Source organism: Sporomusa intestinalis (assembly GCF_055383785.1).
On the sequence record NZ_AP042390.1, the window covers coordinates 596771 to 620847 of the forward strand.

General features: G+C 53.1%; 21 protein-coding genes. 11 read left to right on the top strand and 10 right to left on the bottom strand.

What is annotated here, in order from left to right:
- Positions 1–33: 33 nt before the first annotated feature.
- Together ACZ481_RS02885 and ACZ481_RS02890 are read right to left on the bottom strand one after the other, a co-directional pair.
- Positions 34–1254 carry a PucR family transcriptional regulator gene (locus tag ACZ481_RS02885; protein WP_464768679.1) on the bottom strand — a complete coding sequence of 407 codons (1221 nt, stop codon included), beginning with the start codon at positions 1252–1254 and terminating at the stop codon, positions 34–36.
- A 39-nt stretch (positions 1255–1293) separates the two neighbouring features.
- On the bottom strand, positions 1294–2712 hold the full coding sequence (locus tag ACZ481_RS02890; protein WP_464768680.1) for an aldehyde dehydrogenase family protein: 1419 nt from the start codon (positions 2710–2712) through the stop codon (positions 1294–1296).
- A gap of 875 nt (positions 2713–3587) precedes the next feature.
- Between ACZ481_RS02890 and ACZ481_RS02895 the strand changes: the two genes are divergently transcribed.
- Positions 3588–5120, top strand: coding sequence for a glycosyltransferase family 39 protein (locus ACZ481_RS02895; RefSeq protein ID WP_464768681.1), 1533 nt, complete (start codon positions 3588–3590; stop codon positions 5118–5120).
- 23 nt (positions 5121–5143) lie between these two features.
- Complete coding sequence (locus tag ACZ481_RS02900; protein ID WP_464768682.1) at positions 5144–6076, top strand: glycosyltransferase family 2 protein; 933 nt, start codon at positions 5144–5146, stop codon at positions 6074–6076.
- A gap of 117 nt (positions 6077–6193) precedes the next feature.
- Here the strand turns inward: ACZ481_RS02900 and acs are convergent, their stop codons facing one another.
- Positions 6194–8170, bottom strand: a complete 1977-nt coding sequence (gene acs / locus ACZ481_RS02905; RefSeq protein WP_464768683.1) for an acetate--CoA ligase — start codon at positions 8168–8170, stop codon at positions 6194–6196.
- A 364-nt stretch (positions 8171–8534) separates the two neighbouring features.
- Between acs and ACZ481_RS02910 the strand changes: the two genes are divergently transcribed.
- Positions 8535–9008, top strand: coding sequence for an acyl-CoA thioesterase (locus ACZ481_RS02910; protein WP_464768684.1), 474 nt, complete (start codon positions 8535–8537; stop codon positions 9006–9008).
- Between the two features lie 145 nt (positions 9009–9153).
- Here the strand turns inward: ACZ481_RS02910 and ACZ481_RS02915 are convergent, their stop codons facing one another.
- Entirely contained in the window at positions 9154–9597 is a 444-nt protein-coding gene (locus tag ACZ481_RS02915) for a molybdopterin dinucleotide binding domain-containing protein (protein WP_464768685.1), read from the bottom strand.
- A 126-nt stretch (positions 9598–9723) separates the two neighbouring features.
- Here ACZ481_RS02915 and ACZ481_RS02920 point away from each other — a divergent pair, with 126 nt between their 5' ends.
- Positions 9724–10476 (top strand): ATP-binding protein, encoded by a 753-nt coding sequence (locus tag ACZ481_RS02920; RefSeq protein WP_464768686.1) that lies wholly within the window; start codon positions 9724–9726, stop codon positions 10474–10476.
- 60 nt (positions 10477–10536) lie between these two features.
- Here the strand turns inward: ACZ481_RS02920 and ACZ481_RS02925 are convergent, their stop codons facing one another.
- The 4 genes from ACZ481_RS02925 to ACZ481_RS02940 form a co-directional block, all read right to left on the bottom strand.
- A complete protein-coding gene (locus ACZ481_RS02925; RefSeq protein WP_464768687.1) occupies positions 10537–12228 on the bottom strand; it encodes a methyl-accepting chemotaxis protein in 1692 nt (563 codons plus the stop codon).
- Between the two features lie 70 nt (positions 12229–12298).
- Entirely contained in the window at positions 12299–13282 is a 984-nt protein-coding gene (locus ACZ481_RS02930) for a PdxA family dehydrogenase (protein ID WP_464768688.1), read from the bottom strand.
- A 96-nt stretch (positions 13283–13378) separates the two neighbouring features.
- A complete protein-coding gene (locus ACZ481_RS02935; protein ID WP_464768689.1) occupies positions 13379–14890 on the bottom strand; it encodes a tripartite tricarboxylate transporter permease in 1512 nt (503 codons plus the stop codon).
- A 13-nt stretch (positions 14891–14903) separates the two neighbouring features.
- On the bottom strand, positions 14904–15350 hold the full coding sequence (locus ACZ481_RS02940; RefSeq protein ID WP_464768690.1) for a tripartite tricarboxylate transporter TctB family protein: 447 nt from the start codon (positions 15348–15350) through the stop codon (positions 14904–14906).
- Between the two features lie 569 nt (positions 15351–15919).
- On the opposite strand from ACZ481_RS02940, the gene ACZ481_RS02945 reads away from it, so the two are divergent.
- The 6 genes from ACZ481_RS02945 to ACZ481_RS02970 all read left to right on the top strand — a co-directional run bounded on the left by ACZ481_RS02945 (position 15920) and on the right by ACZ481_RS02970 (position 22217).
- The gene (locus ACZ481_RS02945; RefSeq protein ID WP_464768691.1) at positions 15920–17845 is read left to right on the top strand and encodes a sigma 54-interacting transcriptional regulator; all 1926 of its coding nucleotides are present in this window, start codon (positions 15920–15922) and stop codon (positions 17843–17845) included.
- A gap of 268 nt (positions 17846–18113) precedes the next feature.
- A complete protein-coding gene (locus ACZ481_RS02950; protein ID WP_464768692.1) occupies positions 18114–18857 on the top strand; it encodes a 4Fe-4S dicluster-binding protein in 744 nt (247 codons plus the stop codon).
- Between the two features lie 2 nt (positions 18858–18859).
- Positions 18860–19486, top strand: a complete 627-nt coding sequence (locus ACZ481_RS02955) for a hypothetical protein (protein ID WP_464768693.1) — start codon at positions 18860–18862, stop codon at positions 19484–19486.
- A 51-nt stretch (positions 19487–19537) separates the two neighbouring features.
- Positions 19538–20530, top strand: a complete 993-nt coding sequence (locus ACZ481_RS02960; RefSeq protein ID WP_464768694.1) for a Bug family tripartite tricarboxylate transporter substrate binding protein — start codon at positions 19538–19540, stop codon at positions 20528–20530.
- A gap of 59 nt (positions 20531–20589) precedes the next feature.
- On the top strand, positions 20590–21441 hold the full coding sequence (gene panB, locus ACZ481_RS02965; RefSeq protein ID WP_464768695.1) for a 3-methyl-2-oxobutanoate hydroxymethyltransferase: 852 nt from the start codon (positions 20590–20592) through the stop codon (positions 21439–21441).
- Between the two features lie 80 nt (positions 21442–21521).
- Complete coding sequence (locus tag ACZ481_RS02970; protein ID WP_464768696.1) at positions 21522–22217, top strand: TerC family protein; 696 nt, start codon at positions 21522–21524, stop codon at positions 22215–22217.
- Between the two features lie 249 nt (positions 22218–22466).
- Here the strand turns inward: ACZ481_RS02970 and ACZ481_RS02975 are convergent, their stop codons facing one another.
- Both ACZ481_RS02975 and ACZ481_RS02980 read right to left on the bottom strand, forming a co-directional pair.
- Entirely contained in the window at positions 22467–22694 is a 228-nt protein-coding gene (locus ACZ481_RS02975) for a helix-turn-helix domain-containing protein (protein ID WP_464768697.1), read from the bottom strand.
- Between the two features lie 309 nt (positions 22695–23003).
- Positions 23004–23648 (bottom strand): LexA family protein, encoded by a 645-nt coding sequence (locus ACZ481_RS02980; protein ID WP_464768698.1) that lies wholly within the window; start codon positions 23646–23648, stop codon positions 23004–23006.
- A gap of 146 nt (positions 23649–23794) precedes the next feature.
- On the opposite strand from ACZ481_RS02980, the gene ACZ481_RS02985 reads away from it, so the two are divergent.
- Complete coding sequence (locus tag ACZ481_RS02985) at positions 23795–23998, top strand: helix-turn-helix transcriptional regulator (protein ID WP_464768699.1); 204 nt, start codon at positions 23795–23797, stop codon at positions 23996–23998.
- Positions 23999–24077: the final 79 nt, after the last annotated feature.

Consider the following 24077-nt stretch of genomic DNA (forward strand, 5'->3'; position numbering starts at 1 on the left):
TCACAAACTATTCCGGCCGGCATTGTGAGAACCTTACAGCCCGGTGGCCAGCTGCCTGCCGACAATAACGCCCAGCTGCAAGGTCAGACGGTCATAGGGATCAGACAAATTTCGTTCTGAGATTTCCTCAATTTTTTTTAGCCTGTAATCCAGGGTATTGCGGTGAATAAACAGGCGCTTCGCCGTCTTTACCGCGTTGCCGTTCTCCTCAAAATACACAAACAAAGTAGCCACCAGCTCCATCTGATGTTTGGCATCATAGGCCAGCAGCGGTTCAATGACCTCCTGGTGAAAGGCAGCCAGTTTGCCGGGTTCCATTTCAAACAGCAATTTATAGATGCCCAGCTGCTCATAGACGTGGATCTGCCTGGCGGCCGGCTGCTGGGCGGCAAAAAAACGCAGGACCTTGGCCGCCTGCAGATAGCTGCGTCTGGCAGCAGACAATTGCTCAAACCGGCCGCCGACACCGGCAATAACGGTTAATCCCGGTATTTTAGCTGCCAGCTGTGCCAGGATTGCCGACAGCAGCTCCGTATTCTGGCAGGACCCGCCGGCTTTGTCCTCACAGGGCAGCAGCAGGATAATATCATCCACCCGCAGCATGGACAGAATCTTCTGCCGGCGTATTGCCGGCATATCACGGACAATCTGCTCAAACCGGAGTTTAAGGGCCACCAGGTCCTTGTCGGCTTTGGTTTTCTGATTTTGCACAAACTCCAGCAGGCGGACAGGGCTGACAATGGCGACCTGATGGGGCTGGGTTAAATCATAGCCATAATAAGCCGCCCGCTGGGCGACAACGTCCTGGTCGGTTGCGGGCTGAAACAACAACTGCTCCAGAAAATCGCTGCTGGACCGTTCCTCGGTTTGTCTTTTGATAATATGCCGGCAGATATCGCCTGTTACCTCGACCAGCTTTACCTCCCAGGGCAGCTCAAACACCGGGAATCTGGCCTGTTCGGCCAGACTGATAACCTCGGGCGGCACCTCCTGGATATAAGGCCCGACATTGACAATCAGCCCGGCCAGCTTTTTTTTAATAATGCCCCGTACGATCACCGGCAGCTGCCGGTGATCCCCGTTGAGACCGATACCGGTGATGATCAGCAGCTCGCCTCCCTGCACCCAGGGGAGGACATCTGGCAAATCGATAAAATGCACCCACCGCAGCCGGCGGTCCAAGCCTGCTTTGCCAGCCACAAGGGTTAGTTTTTGTAGGGAAGGCAATGCAAACAGTTCCTGACAGCTGATCATAGCTGGCAGCCTCCTCCCGGTTTGACATGAGTTTAGCGGCTAAAATGTAAAGACAACCAGTTTTTCCTCGGTCATTTCTTTTACCGCATACTGGGGACCCTCCCGGCCGATACCGCTTTCCTTGATGCCGCCGTAAGGCATATTATCCGTGCGGAAGGTGGCGCCGTCATTCACGATAACCCCGCCTGTCTCCAGCTGCAGGGCACATAAACGGGCAATCTCCAGAGAACCGGTAAACACTCCGGCCTGCAAGCCGTAGACAGAAGCATTGACCATGGCAATCGCCTCTTCAATAGTATCATAAGGGATGATGGAGAACACAGGGGCAAAGGCTTCCTGACAGACAATGCTCATCGTGGCCGCCACATCAGTCAGGATCGTTGGCTCAAACCACGCCCCGCGCCGCTTGCCGCCTGTCAGCACCCGGGCTCCCCCGGCTAAGGCCGCCTGCACCCAGGCTTCCGCCCGGGCCGCCGCCTGCTCGCTGATCATGGGGCCGATGTCAGTGGCGGGAGCAAGCGGATCACCCATAACCAGCTTCCGGGTATAGGCCACCGCCTGGTCGCAGAATTCCCTGTATACACTGCGCTGCACATAGACCCGCTGGCAGGATATGCATACCTGGCCGGCATTGGCAAAGGCATATTTGGCACACAGCCCGGCCGTGGCCGCAATATCGGCATCGTTGTGCACAATATTGGCCGAATTGGAGCCTAATTCCAGGGCTACCCGCCGGAAACCGGCCTTTCTGAGCAATTCTTTGCCGACCGCCGGGCTGCCTGTAAAGCTGTAAAAGCTGATCCGTTCCTCTGCTGTCAATAGTGCTCCCAGCCTGCCGCCTGCGCCTGTCAGCAGATTCAGGTGGCCCGCCGGCAAGCCGGCCTCGGCCAGGATTTCGCACAGCAATATTGCCGATAAAGGGGTTGCCGTCGCCGGTTTGTACACGACCGTATTGCCTGCCGCTATGGCCGGGCCGAGCTTGTGGCAGGCCAGATTGAGCGGGAAATTGAAAGGCGTAATGGCGCAAACAATGCCCACCGGCTGCCGCAGGGTAAAAGCCCAGCGGTTTCCGCAGCCCGGGGCTCCGGCCAGCGGCACCATCTCGCCGGTCAGGCGTTTGGCCTCTTCCGCCGACAGAATTAGCGTCTGTTCGGCCCGGGCCACCTCGGCCAGGGCTTCCTTGATCGGCTTGCCGACCTCCTGTGTCAGCAATTCAGCCATTTCCGCCTGCTTTTGCCTGAGCAGCCGGCTGGCCTGCAGCAGTATCTCATAGCGCCGGTACGGTTCCAGCTTACCGGTTGTAAAAGCCTGTTCCGCCGCATCCACCGCCTGGGTTACCTCGGCCGCGCCGGCCGCCGCAATCCGGGCAATTTCCTCGCCTGTGGCTTTGTTGAGGACACTGATTTTATCTGCCGTTGTGCGCCAGCTGCCATTGATAAATAAACCATATTCCTGCATGGCTATGCCTCCTTCGTGATTGACTGTTATAGCAATGAAGACTGGAATGTAATGCCCGGCGGCGCATTACATTCCAGTCTTCATTGACTAAGCATTCCTAACCGGAATGGGATGACTAATTTCAGGATAACAAACTTTCTATAGTCAGTCAATACACGGGCATTGTGAGATAGTCACAATAGATTTTGGTGAAATTGTGCATTGCTTACAATCCATTTGCAATAAAAGCACTGTTGCCGTTTGACCGGCAGCGGTGCTTTTATTGCGTAAGCGAATACCATCGGACAATTGATCGTACACGGACAGCCTCTTCTAGCGCAGCCTATCCGGCAGCCAAAACCGAAAATTTCTTTTTTGCCTCTGGAAAAATTATGCTATACTATTCATACAGGATGCCTAGGAGCGGTTAGCCATTCCCTTTATAGAAAGGGGGTGGTATGATGATCACAATGTTTGAGGCAGTGTATCTGATGATTGCATTTGCAACACTCGTTGTTTTGATCATAAACAGGAAATAACCGCCCCTAGCTAAGGATGGCGGTTATTTCTTAATAACTCCTGCTTAGGCTAACCGTTCGGTTAGGCAGCCTGTAGGGGGCTGGCGTGCTACCAACACGTCAGTCCTTTGCTTATAGTATACCTATAGAATGAAGAATATGCAAGCGCTCAGAAAAAACTTGGGCCCCGGCCCAGAGCTTTTTTTTATCCCTGCCCCCGTGGTTTAGCTTGTGTTTAATTTTAAAATTGGGAGGGCTTTACAGTCGGGATGGAGAATTATGCTTAATACCAATTGGCGTTATCCCCGTTATCCGTCCGGGTATGGAAGACGGCGGTAACGGTGATATTATTGGCAGGAGAGGGTGGTAGCGAAGTTTATGTACAATCATTATCGTAATGTTACCTTAACAGACAGGTCGGACCGGTACTGGCAGTTAGGCTATGCTGGGCTATTGCTCGCAGGGCTTTTATTTTTCGTCTCCTGTGCCTTTTATAAGGAAATGTGGTTTGATGAGGCGTATACAGTGGCCATGGTCAGGCATGACTTTTTTAGAATTTGCGAAATCACAGCCCGCGATGTCCATCCGCCTTTGTATTATATGCTGGCCAAGCTGGCTTCTCTGGTCTGGGGGCAGGATATTGTGGTTTACCGGCTGGTGTCGGTAACGGGGATGCTGCTGTTCGTGCTGCTGGGTATTCATATCCGCCGGCTCTGCGGCACCCGGGCGGGCCTCTATTATACCTTTTTCGCAGTATTTTTGCCGGTAATGCTGGAGTATTCCGGCGAAGCCAGAATGTATTCGTGGGCCATGTTTTTTACGACCAGTGCCGGGATCTACGCTTATCTGGCCTACTGGCAAAATCAACGGCACCAGTGGGTATTGTTTGCGCTCTGTTCGCTGGCCGGCGCTTATACCCACAACTATGCCCTGCTTGGCGCTTTTTTTGTTAATCTTAGCCTGCTGGCGGCTGTTTTTGCCAGGAAAAGATATTTACTGAAACCCTGTCTGCTGGCAATTTTGGCCCAGGTACTGCTTTACCTTCCCTGGCTGTTTGTATTAATCAGCCAGGTAGTTGCGGTGACCAAGGAATACTGGATTGTCATCAATTATCAGCACCTGCTGCGGGATTTGCTGGTGTTTTATTTCGGCGAAAACCTGCCGGCCCCTGCCGTCAAGCTGCTGAGCTTTGGCTGGCTGGCGGTCTGCGGCTTCGGGCTGTTCACGGCCCTTACCCGGAACCGGCCCTATGCGGGCCTGGCGCTTACCAGCCTGGCCATTTATCTGGCCGTGATCGGCCTGGCCCTGTTGTTATCCCAGGTAAAGCCAATTTTTATAACCCGGTATTTGATGCCGAATTCGGGCTTTTTATTCATTGCCCTGGCCTGCGGGCTGGCGTCCGTCAGGCGCCAGGGAGCGGCTGTGGCCTTATGTGCGGCGATTTTTATTGCCTCCTCTGTTAACTTTTATTTTCATTATGATAAAATTTACAGCCCCCGGAACAATGCCTTGCGGGCTGATATTACTTACAGCCTCAACCCTGACGATATCTTTTTGTACACCGACATTCACCCGGCAGGGATCTATATGGTTGCCTTTCCCGGCCATCAGCACTATGTGTTTTTGCCAGGCGGGCAGGAAGAGTCCAAACCCAACCCCTTTCAGCCGGAGCTTAAACTGATCTATGATTTGAATGTCCTGGCCGACTACAAAGGCCGGATTTGGCTGATCGAAAGCGCCAATTCGCAGCTTTTGTACGGCCATTTGGGCAAAAGCGAACCCCTGTTTACGGTTATTGATTTTGCCCGTGTTTACGACATGCCTTATTTAAGCCACAAAGGCTTTGTGTTTGTCTCGTCGCTGCTGCAAAAAGAACCGGGGCCGGTGCCGCCATTGCCGGCGCCGGAGTAATAAGAGGCCAAGGAGGCTGACGAATGAAACCCTTAATCTCCATTGTTGCGCCTATGTACAATGAAAGCCAGAACATAGACTGTTTTTATCAAAAAATTTCTGAGGTCATGGGCGCCTTAACGGCGTATGACTATGAGATTATCTGTGTCAATGACGGCAGCACAGATAATACACTGGAAAAAATTGAACTGCTGGCAGCGCGGGACAAGCGACTTAAAGTAATTGAGCTGTCCCGCAATTTCGGCAAGGAAATCGCCCTGACCGCCGGCATCTTTGAAGCAAAGGGCGACGCCGTCATCCCCATCGATGCGGATCTGCAGGACCCGCCGGAACTCATTCCGCAGTTAATCGAAAAATGGCAGGAAGGCTATGATGTTGTCTACGCTACCAGAATGGTCCGGGAAGGGGAAAGCAGTTTGCGGAAATTGACCGCCTTCCTGTTTTACCGGGTCATGCACCGCCTGGCCAAAGTGGACATCCCGCCCGATACCGGCGATTTCCGGCTCATGACCAGGCAGGTGGTAGAGGCGGTCAACCAGTTGAGCGAATACCACCGCTTTATGAAAGGGCTGTTTAGCTGGGTCGGCTTCAGGCAGACAAGCATTCCCTACCTCCGGCACCGCCGCCACAAGGGCATAACCAGCTTCAACTACTGGAAGCTCTGGAATTTTGCATTGGAGGGGATCACCTCCTTCTCCTTTGTCCCCCTGCAGCTGGCAACCTATGTGGGGTTTCTGACCGCTTTATTTTCCGGTGTGTATATCGCCTATATTGTTGTGAAAACCTGGCTGTATGGCGATCCGGTGCCAGGGTATCCCTCCATGATGGTGGCCATCTTCTTCTTTGGCGGCACTCAGTTGATGACCCTGGGAATTATCGGCGAGTATATCGGCCGGATATATAATGAGTCCAAACGCCGGCCGCTGTATTTTATCAGAAAGAAGACCAATTTTTAGCCCGCGCTGTCCGGGCCGGCGACCTGCCGCAGGCCGGGACAAATAGCCGCCTGCCGGCAACAAAAGCAAGCAGCCTAACCGGCCGGTTAGGCTGCCTGCTTTTGTTAGTGGCTGGTCTCAGGGCAGGCGGTGGGTAATCAGCTCGTCGATCACAGCCGGCTCCGCCAGCGCCGTGATATCGCCGAGCTGCTCAAAAGTGCCGGCGGCAATTTTCCGTAAAAGCCGGCGCATGATTTTGCCGCTCCGGGTCTTGGGCAACCGGCCGGTAAACTGAATTTTGTCAGGCAGGGCAATGGCACCGATTCTAGCCCGCACATATTCTTTGATGGCCGCTTTCAGTTCCTGCGTTTCAGGGATGCCCGGCTGGAGCACAACAAAGGCATAGATGGCCTCGCCTTTTATCGCGTGCGGATAACCGACGACAGCCGTTTCGGCAATACTGTTGTGGCCGGCGATCACGCTTTCGATCTCGGCTATGCCCAGGCGGTGGCCGGAGGCATTAATCACATCATCCATTCTGCCCCGCAGCCAGTAGTAGCCGTCTTCATCCCGGCATGCCCCGTCGCCGGTAAAATAATAGTCGGCAAAGATCGACAAATAGGTGTCGAAAAAGCGATTCGGCGCCCCATGAACCCCCCGCATCAGGCCAGGCCAGGGCCGCTTTATGACCAGGCAGCCTTCCTGACCGGCGGCTGCCGGATTTCCCTGCAAATCCACAATATCAGGCTCTATCCCGAAAAACGGCAGGGCGGCGCAGCCCGGTTTGGCGGGCATAGCCCCTGGCAGAGTCGAAATCATGATGCCGCCGGTCTCGGTCTGCCAGTAGGTGTCAATCACCGGGCATTTTTCTTTGCCAATTTGCTGATAATACCAGCGCCAGGCCTCAGGGTTGATGGTTTCACCCACCGTACCCAGCAGCCGCAGGCTTGATAAATCATGCTTATTGACCCAGTCCGCGCTTTCCCGCATGAGCGACCGGAGAATGGTTGGGGCGGTATATAAGATGTTGACCTTAAACCGCTCAATAATCTGCCAGTACCGGTCCGGGGTAGGGTAGTTGTGCAAGCCCTCATAGAGTACGACTGTGGCGCCTAGCGCCAGCGGGGCATAGGTTATATACGAATGACCGGTAATCCAGCCGCTGTCGGCAGTGCACCAGAAGGTGTCGGTCTCCTTTAAATCAAAAATATATTTCATCGTGGTTGCGGCATAGACCATGTAGCCGCCGGTTGTATGCAGGACGCCTTTGGGCTTGCCGGTGCTGCCGGAGGTGTACAGGATAAATAAGGGGTCATCGGCGTCCATCAGCTCCCGCGGACAATCATTCCGGATATCAGAGGCCCTGCTCTCAATATGCCACCATTTATCACGGGGGGTTCCAAAGTCAATATCGGCGTCGGCGTGGCGCACGACGATGCAGGTGTGCACGCTCGGGCAGGAGGCCAGAGCCTGATCGACAATGGCCTTAAGCGGCACAACAGCCCCCTGCCGCCGGCCGCCGTCAGCGGTAATGACCAGGCGGGCGCCGGAATCCAGGATGCGCTCCCGCACGCTGTCGGCACCGAAGCCGGTGAAGATCACATTGTGAATCGCCCCGATTCTGGCACAGGCCAGCATGGCAATAATCAGCTCCGGGATCATGGGCAGATAGATGGCAACGCGGTCGCCTTTGCCGATCCCCCACTTTTTGAGAACATTGGCAAACCGTGAGACCTCGTGCCACAGGTCATTGTAGGTCAATACCCGGTAGTCGTCGCGCCTTTCGCCCTGCCAGATAATGGCGGCCTTGTTTTTGCGCCACGTATCGAGGTGCCGGTCAAGACAGTTGTGGGAAATATTCAGTTTGCCGCCCACAAACCACTTATGCTCGCCTGCGGCAAAATTCCCTGCATATACTTTCTTCCATCTTCTATGCCAGTCGATCAGCTCGGCCTGTTCAGCCCAAAAGCCTTCGGGATCGGTAATTGAATATTGATAAAGCTGCTGATACTCTGCAAAGCTGTTCACTGCAGCTTCCTTTTGAAAAGCTGCCGGCGGGTCATACTGCTCGGGTTCCAGACACAGGTTAATGGTTCCGGTTATACCATTACGCACAGACTTTCCTCCTTACTTCTAAACCTATGGCAGTTGCGCCAAATACATAGACTTTGGCAGTTTCAGAATACCATGCGATCCGTTGCAGCGGCATAAAAATAAAGGTTGTCCCATTAAAAAAACATAACATACTGTCGAAAAAATGGTCCTGCCGGTCTCCTGGCCATCACCAGGCCGGCAAGAGGCGGAAACAACCCCCTGTCCCCCTGTTTATTTGGCTTTGGCTCACTGGGCCTATATTTTATTGGCAGCAGGATCACTTTTTAGGATATAATAGTAATGCGATGGCCTTTGCTTTTAGCAGAAACCAATGAGCTACTGAATGCAAAAATTTTGGCAGTAATCAAGAAGGAGCGTAGGGAATATGAAAAAATCATCGTCCGAATCACGGCTGGTTATCAGTGAGGTTATGATGCCCAGCCAGGCCAATGTTGCCGGCAATATCCATGGCGGAGAGATTATGAAGCTGATGGACTCCACCGCCTACGCCGCTGCCAGACGGTTTGCCCGTTCCAATGTCGTTACCGCCCGGGTGGACGAACTGGAATTCCATCTGCCGATTTTTATCGGCGATCTGGTGATCTGCACCGGGCAGGTGGTATTTGCCGGTAAATCCTCAATGGAGGTGGCAGTCACGGTTGAGGTTGAGGATTTGGAGTGCGAAGGCCGGAAAAAGGCGCTGTCGGCATTTTTTACAATGGTATCGCTTGATAAAAAGGGAAGACCCAATATTGTCCCGGAGCTGATACTGGACACGGCGGAAGAAAAAGCCGCTTTTGAAGAGGGGAAACGCAGATATGAGGCCGGTAAAGCCAAAAAACAGGCGCCCAACGGCTAGCCTGGCCGGGTCATATCAGGCACAAACAAGCGGCGGCCTAAGCAGGCCGCCTTTATTCTATATTACCCTGTAAACCGGAACCCTCTTTTTCGCTGGCCGACTGCCGGCAGTTAAAGAGGAGCCCTCCGGCGAGCCATTTACAGAATCACCCGCTGGGGCCATTTATAATCAGGGGCCAGCGGCTGATCATATTTTCCACCCTAACATTGCAGCTGTTGTAGCCGCTATGGCCCTGGCCAGTGGGAATGGGCCCGTTTAATACATTGGTTGTTCCGGCTTTGTCAAGGCCGGTTTTTTCATCCAGTTCCAGCCAGGCACCCTGACCGAGGGCCACAACGCCCGGCATAATCCGCTCGGTAACATAAGCCGGGCGGATTACGGCGCCATGGCGGCTAGTGATTTTTACAATATGGCCTGTGGCTATGCCCAGTTTGCGGGCATCAGCCGCATTGAGCCAAAACTCCTGCGGGAAAGCCTCGCGGGGCCAGGGAACATTATCAAACGGGGAATGAGCCCGACGCTGCCGTTTTGTCTGTTTTCCGCCGTATTGCCGGTCTGAGCCCTGGAAAAGTTGATATTCAACAGGCAATTTTGCTATAATGAGTACAAATGCAAAAGACAGAATAGTTAGGCACGTTTCTCAGCTGATACTGCCGGATACATTCGTCAGGATATTTTTGCTTGAAGAAAGAGATATTTTTAGGGGGGGATTTATATGACCAAGAAGATCGCTGTAGCCGGCAAGGGCGGGGTTGGCAAAACAACATTCACTGCTTTGCTCATTAAAGAATTGATCCGGCAGGAAAAGGGCATGATTTTAGCGGTTGACGCCGACCCCAACTCGAATTTGAACGAGGCGCTGGGGCTGGAGATAAACGATTCTATCGCCAATATCCTGGAGGAAGTTAGAATCGGCGAGGATATCCCCGATGGCATGGGCAAGGATTCGTACACTGAATTCCGCTTAAGCCAGGTTATTCAGGAAGCAAAAGGCTTGGACCTGATTTTAATGGGGCTGCCCCAGCAGAACGGCTGTTACTGCTATCCCAATAATCTAATCAGGATGTATCTGGAACGGCTCCAGAAAAATTATGAATATGTGATCATTGATAACGAGGCCGGCATGGAGCATTTAAGCCGGCGGATTGTTGCCGATATTGATATGCTGTTCATCATCAGCGACACCTCGGTCCGCAGTATCCGGTCCGCGGCCAAGGTAGCCGAGCTGATCCGGGTATTAAAAATCTCAATCCCTGAAGTGCACCTGATCATAACCAAAACCGGCGCCGACGGGATTGACGGCCTCAAAGAGGAAATCGCCAAAACCGGTTTGCAGCTAATCGGTACGATTCCCTATGATGAACAGGCCGTTGCCTTTGATTCCGCCGGCAAGCCGTTAGTTGACCTGCCTGATGACTCGCTGTCTGTCAGGGCGGTTAAGGACATCCTGCAAAAAGCAGGTGTTTGACGCCTGCAACCGGTGCAATCGCTAGGGGGCAGTTTACTGAACCCCGCCCCGGTTGCGCCTTTACAAGCGGAAGCGCTGGATGGCGTTTTGCAATTCCTGCGCCATTTTGGCCAGGGCGGCGCTGGCAGCGGCGATTTCTGCCATGGAGGCCGACTGCTCTTCCGTGGCGGCTGAGACGGTCTGGGTATGGCCGGCGGCGTTTTGGCTGACTTTGTCGATGGCGCGTATCGAGTCGACGATTTGCCGGCTGCCGCCGGCCAACTGCTGGACCGCAGCCGAAATCTCCCGGATTTGCGCCGCCATGTCGTGGATACTGTTGGTGATGGCGTGGAAACTCCGGCCGGCGGTGCCGATGACTTCTGTGCCGACCTGGACCTCCTGGTTGCCGGACTCCATGGCGGTGACGGCCTGGTTGGTGTCGGCCTGAATTTCGCTGATTAGGGCCGCGATATGTTTGGCGGCCGCCTGCGATTGCTCGGCGAGTTTCCTCACCTCTTCGGCGACAACGGCGAAGCCGCGGCCCTGCTCGCCGGCGCGGGCGGCTTCAATGGCCGCATTTAAGGCCAATAGGTTGGTCTGACCGGCGAGGGAGGAGATGGTGGCAACGATTTGACCGATTTCCTGGGAGTGGTTGCCGAGCTTGGCAACGACCTGGGCCGAGCGTTCCACCGTGACTTTGATGGAGTGCATTTGCTCAATCGCGGTATCAATGGCTTGGCGGCCATTCCTGGCGGTGCCGGCGGTTTGCTCCGAACAGGCGGATACGGCATTGGCATTGGCGGCAATTTGCTGGATGCCGGCCGACATCTGCTCGACAACGGTTGCCGTTTCCTTAACGGCGTTGCGTTGCTGCTCAGCGCCCAGCGCCACCTGGGTAATGGCAGCAGCGACCTGATTCGCCGCCTGCGCCGATTGTTCCGCATTGGCAGTGAGTTCGGAGGAAGAGGCCGCGACCTGCCGGGCATTGTTCTGTACGGTTGCGACCACTTCTCGCAGATGGGCGAGCATGGTCTTAAACGCCTTTTGCAGCTCGCCGATTTCGTCATTCCGTTTAACCGCCACCTGTTGCTTGAGGTTGCCGCCGGCAATGGCCCCGGCTGTATCAACCAGGGCGGCCAGCGGGCGGGCAATGGCGCGAGCGCTGCAGAAACCGATCAGACTGCCGAGGATGATCGACAGGCAGCTGACGCCGATCGCTATGGTTTGGGCGATTTCCATGGTTTTTATCATCGTATCGAAGGCGGCGTGAATTTGTTTTTCCCGGAAGTCGATGTATTCATTGGTTTTGTTCAGCAAGGCAACGGTAACCGGCGTTAATTCCGCTACCATTACCCGTACCGCTGCTTCTTCTTGCTTGAGCTGCCGTAACGGGATGACTTTCTCGCCGGCAATGGTATCAAATTGTTCGTCCAATTCTTTTAATTCCGCTACCAGTTTCCGGTCTTCCTCCGTTTTGGCACTGGCCAGCAAGTCTTCTTCCAGCTTCGTATTCTCAATACTCAACCGCTGATAGTTGAACAGCATTTCCTGCGTTCCGGCCGTAATAAAACCGCGAACCTCAGCCGCCTGGGTAGCGGTATTGAACGCGACTTTACTGGTTGTTAACAACATCGGCAGGGCATTCTCCCGGCTTTCCTTCAACTCCTGCGCAACTTCGCTGATGTGATAGCCCGTGATTCCCAGCCCCATGGCGTTGACCAGGACAACCAACAGGAACAAGGCAATGGTTTTGGTTTGCAGCCTTATTTTCATAATTTTAATTTTTTCCTTTCCCTTACGCATTTCGCCCTACGGCCCAAGCGGCCGGGGCCGCAGCAATGCCTTAGCCGGACAGTTTGGCAGCAACCATTACGGCTTGCTCGGTTGCCGCCGGATTGGCAATACCCTGACCGGCGATATCAAAAGCCGTTCCATGGGCCGGGGTCGTAATGGCGTACGGCAAACCGGCAGCAACCGTCACGCCAAGCTCGAAGCCCCTTAGCTTCAGCGCAATCTGACCCTGGTCGTGGAACATCGTAACCACCGCATCATAATGGCCCTTAAAAGCATTAATGAAAATAGTATCTGACGGATAGGGACCCAGGGCGTTTATGCCGTCCGCCCGGGCCAGCCGGATCGCCGGGGCGATGATCTCCATTTCCTCGTGCCCGCACAATCCCGCCTCGCCCGCATGCGGGTTTACGGCGGCGACAGCAATACGCGGCTCCTGGCAGCCGGCCTTGTGCAGGGTTTGCCGGGCCAGGCGGATGGCTGTCAAAATGCTGTCAATGGTTAGACTGGCACATACCTGCGCCAGCGGAATATGGCTTGTCACCCGTGATGTCCAGAGATTGTTCAAGACATTCATTTCACCGCTCGGACCGTGCCAGTCCAGATAATGGGCAAATAGTTTTTGTTCATCCTCGAAATCATAGCCGCCATATTGCAGAGCCGCTTTATGCAGCGGGGCATAAACAAAGCCGTCCAGTTCGCCCCGGCGGAGCATTTGTATTGCCGTAACCAGCATATCGCCGGTGACTTTCCCGGACAGCTTGTTGATTTTCCCTACTGTTAAATGCGCCGGATCCAGGTTCCTCTGGTCTAATAAAGGAAGGCCATCAGCCCAGCTGGCCTGAGCTATATCATCAATTACCACTACCGGGAAGTCTGCTTTGGCAATCTTTTTTCCCAGCGCCAGCACCCGCAAATCGCCAATCAATACAGGCCGGCAATACAATGGCAGCGTAGCGGTATTGCACAGCCTGGCAACGAGCTCCGGCCCGATTCCTGTTGCATCACCTAATAAAATACCTAACAACGGTTTCATCGTTTCATCCTCCTAATACGATATTTCGCAGTAAACAACAGGGGCTGAAATCCGTGGCAGGATACCAGTCCCTGCTGTTTTTTTTTTTGCGGTTAGCTACAGGTCTTTTTTTATAAAGCAGGTTTTGCCAAATTTGAAACATGGCGGCACAACGAAGAAGAGGAAAATGGCAATTAAAAAGGCCAGCGAGATTGGCTTCTCAAGAAAAATCATCGCATTGCCGTTAGAGATGTCAAAAGCCTGCCGCAGCGAGGTTTCCAGCCGGGGCGTCAGGATAAAGGCCATGAGAAACGGCGCTACCGGGTATTTGTAGCGGTTAAAGAAGTAGCCGACAATCCCGATGGCAATCATCACCCAAATATCGAACAGACTGTTATTGACAGCGTAGGCGGACACAATACAGATGACAATGATAATCGGGGTCAGGATGGCGGGGGGGATACGCAGGGCATGGACCATCAGGGGAATGCTGAGGGCGGCGATGATCATACAGACGACGTTGCCGGTGTACATGGAGGCAATCAGGCCCCAGGCAAGGTCCGGATGGTCAGTGAACAGCAGCGGTCCCGGCGTAATGCCCCACATCATCAAACCGCCCAGCAATATGGCCGCCGTGCCCGAACTGGGAATTCCCAAAGACAGCAAGGGGGCAAACGCCCCGGCCGCCGCCGCATTATTGGCCGCTTCCGGCGCGGCGACGCCTTCCAGCGCGCCTTTGCCCATATTTTCTTTATTCTTGCCCGTACGTTTTTCGAAAACATAAGCTAAAAAAGAAGCGGTCGTTGTGCCTGCCCCCGGAATACAGCCCACAAAGGTTCCCATGAAGCTGCTGACAAGGGTTGGCCGGAAGATTTGCTTAATTTCCCGCCAGTTAAGATAGTTGCTGCGCAAAGACAGCCTTTCGGTTGTTTTCATCTGATAACCGCTTTTGTTCAGGGCCATGGTAATAATTTCGTTTACCCCCAACAGGCCGATAACCAGGGGGATGAAATCAATGCCGCTTAACAGTTCATTCACACCGAAGGAAAACCGGGGCGTCGCGACAGCCAAGTCCAGCCCCACCGTTGCCAGCAGAATTCCCGTGCAGGTGGAAAGCAGGCCCTTGCGGGGGTGGTCGCCCAGCAGCCAGGCAATTGCCATAATGGCCAGCAAAATAACCGTTGCCATTTCGGCTGGTCCAAAAGCCAGCCCCACATTGGCCAGCAGGGGACCCATAAAGGTAAGGATGACAACCCCGATAAACCCGGCGACGAAAGAAGACCAGTTGGACACGGCCAGTGCTTTGCCGGCCTTGCCCCGCAATGTCAGCTGATAGCCGTCCATAGTGGTCATTACCGCCGGCGGATCACCGGGGATGTTGATTAAGATCGCCGTAAACGATCCGGCATACATGGTTGAGTAGTACAAAGAGGCCAGCATAATAATGGCTGTGGTTGGGTCCATTTTGAAAGTCAGCGGCAGGAGCAGGGCAACCCCCATCACCGAGCCGATCCCGGGCAAAGCGCCGACAAACATACCCATAACGGCCCCGGCCAGGGCGGCCAGCAAATTATTTTCTGTCAAGGCGAGCGCAAAGCCGTTTAACAAATGCGTAAATATTGCTTCCATAATTTCGCTCCTTCTACAATAATGATTTTATCAGGCCGCCGGGAAAGGGCACTTGCAGCCAGCATTCAAAGATTCCCCAGATGAGCCCGGTCGTTATCGCGGCCAGAGAAACGGAAAAAGTACGGGAATACGAGCCCTGCGTGAGCAGCCAGATGAACATAAACAAAAATACGGTAGCCAAAAAGCCGATGATACTGACACAGCCGGCAAAAGCAATCATGGCGGCAATCGGCAGGATCGCTTTTACGTCTACCGGCTCGGCTTCTTTATCATAATGCAGGGCTTGTACGGCAGCGAGAACGCACGTTGCCATACCGATAATCACCGGGATAAACCCCGGACCGGGCCCTTTATTTACCCAAAAGCCGTAATTGAACCAGCCGGCATAGGCCCAGAATCCGCCCACAAGGCCACAAAGAATCGCAATTGCCCGATCCGCATTCATAGTAATTCTCATCATTCTTCTTCTCCTTATAAATAATTTTTACTGGGAATGAATAGGGGTGCACATTCACCTCCTTAAGGCAATCAGGCTGACTAATCAGCCGGCGGCAGCTGCCTGTTCTTCCGGCTGAAATTCCTGGTGCAGGCGCGTACGAATACGATGATAATTATTGCTTATGCATAATTTATGCCTACGGCAAAATAAAACAGAAAAACGTGAAAATACTGACTTCTTCCGTGAAATCAATCCACAAGGCAGAGCGGCTTAGCCATTTTTTTGCGTTTCAATGCAACCTTTTGTTCTGTTTGTTGCAAAGTAGCGAGAGAAACCACCAGGGAACAGCGTTATCGACAAGGATTTGCAAATTTTTTATGGAATTATAGCAATATTCAGATTGATTATGGCCGCCGCCGCAGTGGAACAGGCGCAAAACGCCGCTACCTTACAGCCGGTGGGTGGGTCGGGCCCTGGGGTACATTAGGGGGAATAAACAGATTTTTTTGATAATTTTTTATTACAATTTGACGTTTCATGTCGAAACCCTACTTGGTGTGTGGTAAAGTGCAAGTGAATGGGGTGAAAAAATGGCTAAAATCACTTTTATGGTTCCGTACTCAGACATTTTTGCGGACATTCAGGAGGTTTTTACCCAACAAAACGATTGCAACTGGACGATTGAGCTTGTGGCCATCGACGGGGTACCGCGGCGGATTGACTACAAAAAAATCAAAACAGATGTTGTTGTTGCCCGGGGGATTACGGCCTCGCTGGCCGAGCGGGTTATGGAGGATATTCCGGTGATACGCCTGCCGGTCAGTGGTTATGATGTGATCCGGGCGGTTTTGGAATGCCGGACCCGGTATCAGTCGCAGAAAGTGGCTATTGTCGGTACGGAAGACATGGTGTATGGCGCCCGCAGCATTAATGAGATCACCGGCATTGAGATTGTCACCAGCATTGTCGACAATGAGGAAGAGGCGCGCCGCAGCTTAACAGCCATCAAAAATAACGGCATCACGATCATCTGCGGCGGGGTGGTCTCAACCTGTATTGCCGATCAGATCGGTCTGCAAACCGTTTTCATAAAAACCGGGCGGGAAGCGATTTACCAGGCTCTGATTGAGGCGAAACGGACCTATTTTGTCAAAAAGCAGGAACAGGAACGCAGCGAGCGGTTCCGCACGATTCTTGATTATTCCATCGAAGGCATAGTGGCCGTAAATGAACAGGGCCAGATCAATTTAATCAATGCAGCCGCAACGGGCATAACCGGTTTAAAGGGCACAATGGAAGGGAAAGCGGCGGATAAAATTTTTCCTGAACTGCGGCTGGGCAGGGTCTTGGCGACCGGGACAGCCGAAGTCGGCGAAATTAAAACCTTGAGCGGCCGGCAGGTCATCATCAATAATGCCCCCATTACGGTAAAAGGCCAGGTCGTAGGGGCGATTGCCACATTTCAGCCGGTTGCGAGCATTCAGGAAATGGAAGGAAAAATACGGCGGAAGATTTACCCCCGGGCGCACAGCGCCAAATTTTCCTTTGCTAATATTTTTGGTAACAGCCAGGCCCTGCAGCGGGCGATTGGGATCGCCAAGGAATACAGTACGGTTGACTCGAATGTGCTGATTGTCGGCGAAACCGGCGCCGGCAAGGAAATGTTTTCGCAGAGCATCCATAGTGCCAGTGACCGGGCCGCCGGTCCCTTTGTAGCCTTTAACTGTGCGGCGCTGCCGGAAAACCTGCTTGAAAGCGAACTCTTTGGTTATGTCGAAGGCGCATTTACGGGCGCCGCCAAGGAAGGCAAGGCCGGTTTGTTTGAGCTTGCCCACCGGGGGACTATTTTCCTGGATGAAATATCAGAAATTTCCATTAAAGTCCAGGGGCGGCTGCTGCGGGTCCTGCAGGAACGGGAGATCATGCGGCTGGGGGATCGTAAGATCATTCCGATAGACGTACGGGTCATAGCGGCCACGAACCGTGATCTGGGGGAATTGATCCGGGAAAAGGCTTTTCGCTCCGACCTGTATTACCGGCTGGATGTGCTGGAACTGCATGTCCCGCCGCTGCGGGAACGGACCGGGGACGTACTGCAGCTGTTTGCCTATTTCCTAAACTCCTATTGCTCACGCTTCGGTAAACCGGACAAAACGCTGGCGCCGGAGGCGCAGCAGCTGCTGGACCGGTATTCCTGGCCGGGCAATGTCCGCGAGTTGATGAACATTGCCGAGCGCCTGGCGGTCATTGCTTGCAGTGACCTGATCAGCAAAGAGGATGTGTTAGCCGCCTTCAACCCGGAGAAGGATGCCGTGGCTGCCGGCCTGGCGGCAAAAACAAGAACCGCCGGCGGCAGCGGGAACCCGGCCTATACCGCCGGCACCAGGCCAAAACTGGATAAAGCCGTCCTGCTCGCCGCTTTGCAGGACGTGAATTATCATTATGCCAAAGCGGCTGCCAGGCTTGGCATCAGCCGGACGACGCTGTGGCGGTGGTTAAAGGAACTGGAAATGTAACATAGTGAACAGATTGAACAAAAAGTTGCGAAATGGCCCGGACATATAGTCAGTGTTTTAAGATAATTTCGTAAATTACAGCAAAGGCCAATAGAGAAGCCGGCGATTGCCGGCTTCTCTATTCATATTGGCACGGATTTTGCAATTCAGTGCGGCAGAGTCTGCAGGCTGATGACAACTGCGGCAAGCTGCAGACACGTGACTTAATTTTTATTAAAGGAGGCGAGCCATTCCAGGCAAAGCTGTGGCCAAATCAGGCGGACATTACATGATAAAGGGGCTGGTATTCATGGAAATTAACAAAGAAACCTGCGTCAACTGTGGTTTATGCATAGCAAAATGCCCGGTTGCAGCGATTGGGAGAGATGCAGCCAAGCAAGTGCAGATTGCCTTTGATGAGTGTGTGGAATGCGGGGTGTGCCGGCGTTTGCGCGTATGCCCGACCGACTCCCTATATCAGCAGGCGCTAGCCTGGCCGCGGACGATCCGGAGCATTATGAGCGATGTGCTTACTATTGCCGAGGAATCCCAGATATCCGGGCGCGGCACAGAGGAAATGAAGACCAATGATGTTACGGGACGCTTTAAACAGGGCTGGGTCGGCATCGCGATCGAACTGGGCCGCCCCGGCGTTGCCACCCGGATGTATGATGTGGAAAAAGTAGCGATGGCCGTTGCCAGGGAACAGGTCGAATTTGAAAAAGAAAACCCGATTACCAGCATGATGGCTGACCCGGCTACCGGCAAGTTTAAAGACGAGCTGCTCAATGAAAAGGTACTTTCCGCTATTATTGAATTTGGCGTGCGGGAAGAGCAGGCGCCGGTCATTTTGCAAATCCTTAAGGACGTGACGCCGGCCCTGGATACGGTGTTCAGCCTGGATATCTGTTCCAAGGTCAGCGCAGACGGCGTTGTCCCCCATGCCAAAATCGTTGCCGAGAATGGAATCTGGCTGTCGCCTAACGGCAAAGTAAATATTGGCCTTGGCCGGCCGCTAGTGAGGGAGGCGTAGTCATGACACACACACTGCACCGGGTAGGAAGCCGGGAAAGCCTGCAGGGCGACTGGGTTTTTCTCTGTATGCCCAGCAAGGATATCAATCACGAGCAGTCAGGACCCAAACTCAGAACATTTCTGGAGTTATGTCTGAAAAACAACTGTGTGACCCTGGGCGATTGCCGGAAGGGGAATGAATATCACCAGCTCAGCCGGGAAAATATGCTGAACAATGTGGAAGACCGTGCTGTTGTTACCGCCACCTTTAACAATAAAGCGGCAGTAATAGCCATGCTTGAAGACTTAAAACAGGCCGATCTGGGGCTTTCCATCGTGATTTCCGGCTTAGTGGACGAGGTGGGGGAATGTTGTGCGCAAACCGGCCTTAAGCCACATACCGTAGAACACTCGCTGGGCAGATGGGGAAAAACAGAAAAGCTGCCATCCCAGGCAATGCTGGAGATTGCCACCATGTGCGGGCACTCGATGATATCCGTGAACTTTATTCAGGAAATGATTGAAAAAGTAAAAAAGGGAAAAACAACGGCCCAGGCGGCAGCGGCTGAATTATTTAAACCCTGCATGTGTGGTATATTTAATACAGACCGTGCGGCCAAGCTTATCGCCGAAATGGCCAAACGCTAAAGCCCGGTTTTTGTAGAGATCTGTATTATAAACATTGCGAGGAGGATGGACATGAAAAAGTGGTTGGCAGTAGTACTGGCATGTCTTATGGTGGCTGGATTGGTGGCTGGTTGTGGTTCGCAGGACAAGGCGGCGGACAAGCCGGCAGCCTTTACTCCTAGTAAAAACACGGAATTTATTGTCCCCTACGCTCCCGGGGGCGGCAGTGACCTGTTCGCCCGTATCCTGGCAGATATTATCCAAAAGAACAAATTTGCCGACGAAGCGCTGATGATTGTCAACAAACCGGGTGGTGCCGGCGCGGTCGGCGATGCGTACACCTTTTCGAAAAAAGGGGATAATCATGTCATTACCGCTTACGTTTCCGGGCAGATGACCTCTAATCTGATGAATAAGACCGCGGTAAGCTACGACAAGCTGACTCCCATCGTAAACCTGGCTTTGGATGAATACCTGCTCGGCGTGTTGGCGGGCAACTATAACTCCTTCGCTGAACTGCTCGCCGCGGCCAAAGACGCTCCCAATGAAATCACCATCGGCGGTTCGGGCAAAGGGACTGAAGATGAGCTGTGTGTCGGGCTGCTTAACAGGCACACCGGGGCCCGGTTTAAATATGTTCCCTTCAATAGCTCGGGGGAGGTTATGAGCGCCATGCTGGGCGGCCACATCAAAGCCGGAATCTTCAATCCCAATGAATGCAATGCCCAGATCGCAGCGGGAAAAGTAGCCACAATCGGCGGCTTTGGCGTAAAGAGACTGGGCAGCGTCTTTAAGGATACGCCCACCTTCGGGGAGCTTGGCTATCAAGAGGTTGTCTTTCAACAGTTCCGCGGCATCGCCGGGCCGCCCGACATGTCGCCGGCAGCGGTCAAATTCTGGGTGGAAGCCTTTAGAAAAGCAACTCAGACCGAACAGTGGCAGCAAGAATATCTGGCGAAAAACAGTTTAACCGAGCATTTCCTGGAGCCGGCAGCCTTCAAACAGTTTTTGGGCGAGGAAAACCAAAAATATGCCGATATTCTTAAAGATATCGCCGCCCAATAACCAAAGCTGAGACGGCCGGTAATACAGTGGCAAATTACACAAGGAAAGGAAATAAAAATATGGCTAAAAAAACGATTTTGGATTTTCAAAGCATGGTCCGCACAGGCGAAAAAATTGTTTATCTGACCGCTTACGATTATCTGACGGCCAAGATGCAGGAAAAAGCAGGCGTGGACATGATTCTGGTCGGCGATTCCCTGGGGATGGTTTCCCTGGGCTATGATACCACTTTCCCGGTAACCATGGCGGATATGCTCCGCCATTGCCAGGCTGTCCGCCGGGGCGCTCCCCAGACGTTCCTTGTCGGCGACATGCCCTACATGTCTTATCAGGCGTCCGCTGTGGCGGCCATTGAAAATGCGGGCCGGTTTATCAAGGAGGCCGCCGCGGACTGCGTTAAACTGGAAGGCGGCGGTCCCGGGATTTTGAACCGCATCCGGGCGATAAGCGAGGCCGGGATACTCGTCATGGGGCATATCGGGCTTACGCCGCAATTTATGGGCCAGATTGGCGGCTATAAAGCCCAGGGAAAAACAGCGCAGGCGGCAATGAGCCTGATCCGCCAGGCTAAACTGATTGAGGAGGCGGGGGCCTGCAGTATTTTAGTGGAAGGCGTGCCGGCCGCTGTCGGCAAAGCCATTGCTGACAGGGCGGGAATTCCCATCCTCGGCATCGGCGCCGGCTCGTTTACCCATGGCCAATTGCTTATCTATGCCGATATGGTCGGCCTTTATGACAACTTCACCCCTAAATTCGTTAAGAAATACGCCAATGTGGGTGAGACCCTGACCACTGCTTTCCAAGCGTACGCACTGGAGGTGCGGGCAGGAACATTCCCGGTCGATACTGAGCACACCTATAAGATGGCGGAGCAGGAATTGGCCGAACTGGACAGGCTGTTAGCCCAGTAAATAAGCGGGCCTGGCTTTGAGGCCAGGCCCGGCAGCCGGTAACGGCGGCTGAATCAATCCTAATAAAAGGAGTGCAGTACATGGACTTTTTAGTAGCGCTGGCCAGTATCATGATGGTCAACATCGTGCTCAGCGGCGACAATGCGGTGGTTATTGCCATGGCCAGCCGCTGTTTGCCGCCGCGGCAACAAAAAATGGCTATCCTGTGGGGCAGCGCGGGCGCAATCGGGCTGCGGCTGATCTTAACCCTTGTGGCCGTGGTCCTGTTGCAAATACCCTATGTGCAGTTTGTCGGCGGTCTGCTGCTGGTCTGGATTGCCGCTAAATTGCTTATGGAAGAAGACAAGTGCGAAGACGTTGCCGCCGGCGCTTCTTTTGCCACGGCAATTAAAACAATCATTGCCGCCGATTTGGTTATGAGTCTTGACAATACCCTGGCCATTGCCGCGATCGCCAAGGGCGATTATGTGCTGCTGGGTTTAGGTCTGGCTTTCAGTATCCCGCTTATTATTTTTGGCAGCCAGATTATTATTAAAATTATGGATAAATATCCGGTGGTTATCTATGCCGGGGCGGCGCTGATCGCGTGGACAGCCGGTGAAATGATAATCGGCGATGCTAAAATCGGCCCTGTAATTCACACTATTCTTCCCGGCTGGTTAGTGCCGGCTGCCATCACCGCCGGTATATTGTCTGTTGGCTTGTGGCGGAATAAGTCGCAGAAGGATCAGATTCCTGACAGCCATCAAACCAAGCAGGCCGACACACCAAACTAAATCAGCCACCACGCAAAAAAGACACCGTTTGCAAAACGGTGTCTTTTTTGCGTGGTGGCACTGGCTTTGCTGTTCGCTATTGCTTAATGCTTACTGTTTTTGTTTTAGTAAAAAAATGCAGTAAAAGTCTGGACAGCTTTAGATAGATATTTGTCTTTCTCCCAGCCGAGGCCATATTTAAGACGAATGGGATCAGACAAGGGGCGGACGGTAATATTAGAGCTGCCTTTGAGTAGTGCAGCAGGAGGATTACCTTTGATCCGGAATATCCGATAACCCAACTAGATAATCAACTGAAACATTAAAATATTCAGCTATGGCCACAAGCGTTTCAACAGACGGAAGATTGGCCCCATTGGCAAACTGACTTATCGCAGGCCGGCTTACGCCAATCGCATCGCTCAAGGCCTGTTTCGTTTTGTTGTGCTGCTGCAATAGAAGGTTTAAACGCTGGGCAAACTTTTCTTTTTCCAACATAAAAAAGCTCCTTGACAGTAAGTGAGACTTACTATATAATCTAGTTAGTAAGCTATACTTACGGTAATAAAATTTTAAACCAACACACAGACATAAGTCCGTCTGAATTTGTGTCATCAAGACACCTGTTGCTCATTGTCACACAGGCCTGCGCTGTAGCAGCAACGGAAAACAGGGGGTGTGTTCCGTGCGGTTTGTTTTCATTATAGCGCGGCCGACAAGAGTATTCAATGCACTAAGGCAGTCTGTGGCTAATGGCAGCGATTTGGTTAGCCTGACAATTACGGGCCTGCTTGCTTGGCCGGGTTGTTAATTATGCTGCCGGTAGGTCATGGTCAGTAAGCCGTAAATGCGGACCTGGGCGCGGGCGACCTTTTTGCGCCTGTACTTGGGGTTGTCAGGCACCAGCTCCACAAATTGGTCATCAAGATCATACACGTATTTCAGGGTTGCATATTCCTCTTCATCACCGGCAATGCCGACGGCGCAAATCTGGCCATTGTCAAAACAGCTTTGCTTGCGGATCAGGGCTTTATCGCCGTCAAAGATGCGGGCGCCCTCCATGCTGTCGCCGATCACGCGCAAAATGAAAAAGTCCTCCGGGTGGTTGCTCAACCAGGAGCCGGGGATATCCTCGTAGCTTTCGAAGCTCTCCAGGGCCAGCGCCGGGCTGCCGGCGGGGATGCGGCCAATGACCGGCACGCGGTAAAAGGCCGGCTGGTCATCGGCGTTCAGGGGGATGGCCGGTTGTTTCCCTGTTTCCTCGACCCCGAATAAACGGTTGAGGGGGATATCGAACAGAGCCGCCAGCGTGGGGATCAGGGCCGTATCCGGCATGGCCTTGCCGGCTTCCCATTTAGCGACGGCCTGCTGGGTAACGCCGACAATTTTACTGAGTTCCTCCTGCGTAAGCCCTTTCTTTGTGCGTTCTGCTTTAATAATTGCCGCCAACATATTATCACCTACTTATCTTCATATTACAACTGACTGTTGTAAAAGAAAATAGCAACAACTAAACTTCGTGGAAACAATTGACAACAACATGAGGTTGTATTATCATGAAAGTATCATGAACAACCAGAAGTTGTCGGGGTGAGCATGTGAGAACAAAGCTTATCGAATTTCGCGACAGGCGGACCCAGGCGGAAATGGGGGCCCGGTACGGTGTGTCCCAGCAGGCCTGGAGTTATTGGGAGCGCGGCGTCAAGTGCCCTTGCCCGTTTATGATGAAAAAGCTTGCCGATGACGCAGGCGTGCCGATGGAGATTCTTTTCGACGATGTTTTTAACAAAAAAAGGTTGTAAAAATAAACGGAGCGAATGAAGCAGCAAGTAAGGGCACGGTCTACCTGGTCCGGTGTCATAAAGACACCGGTGTGTCAGC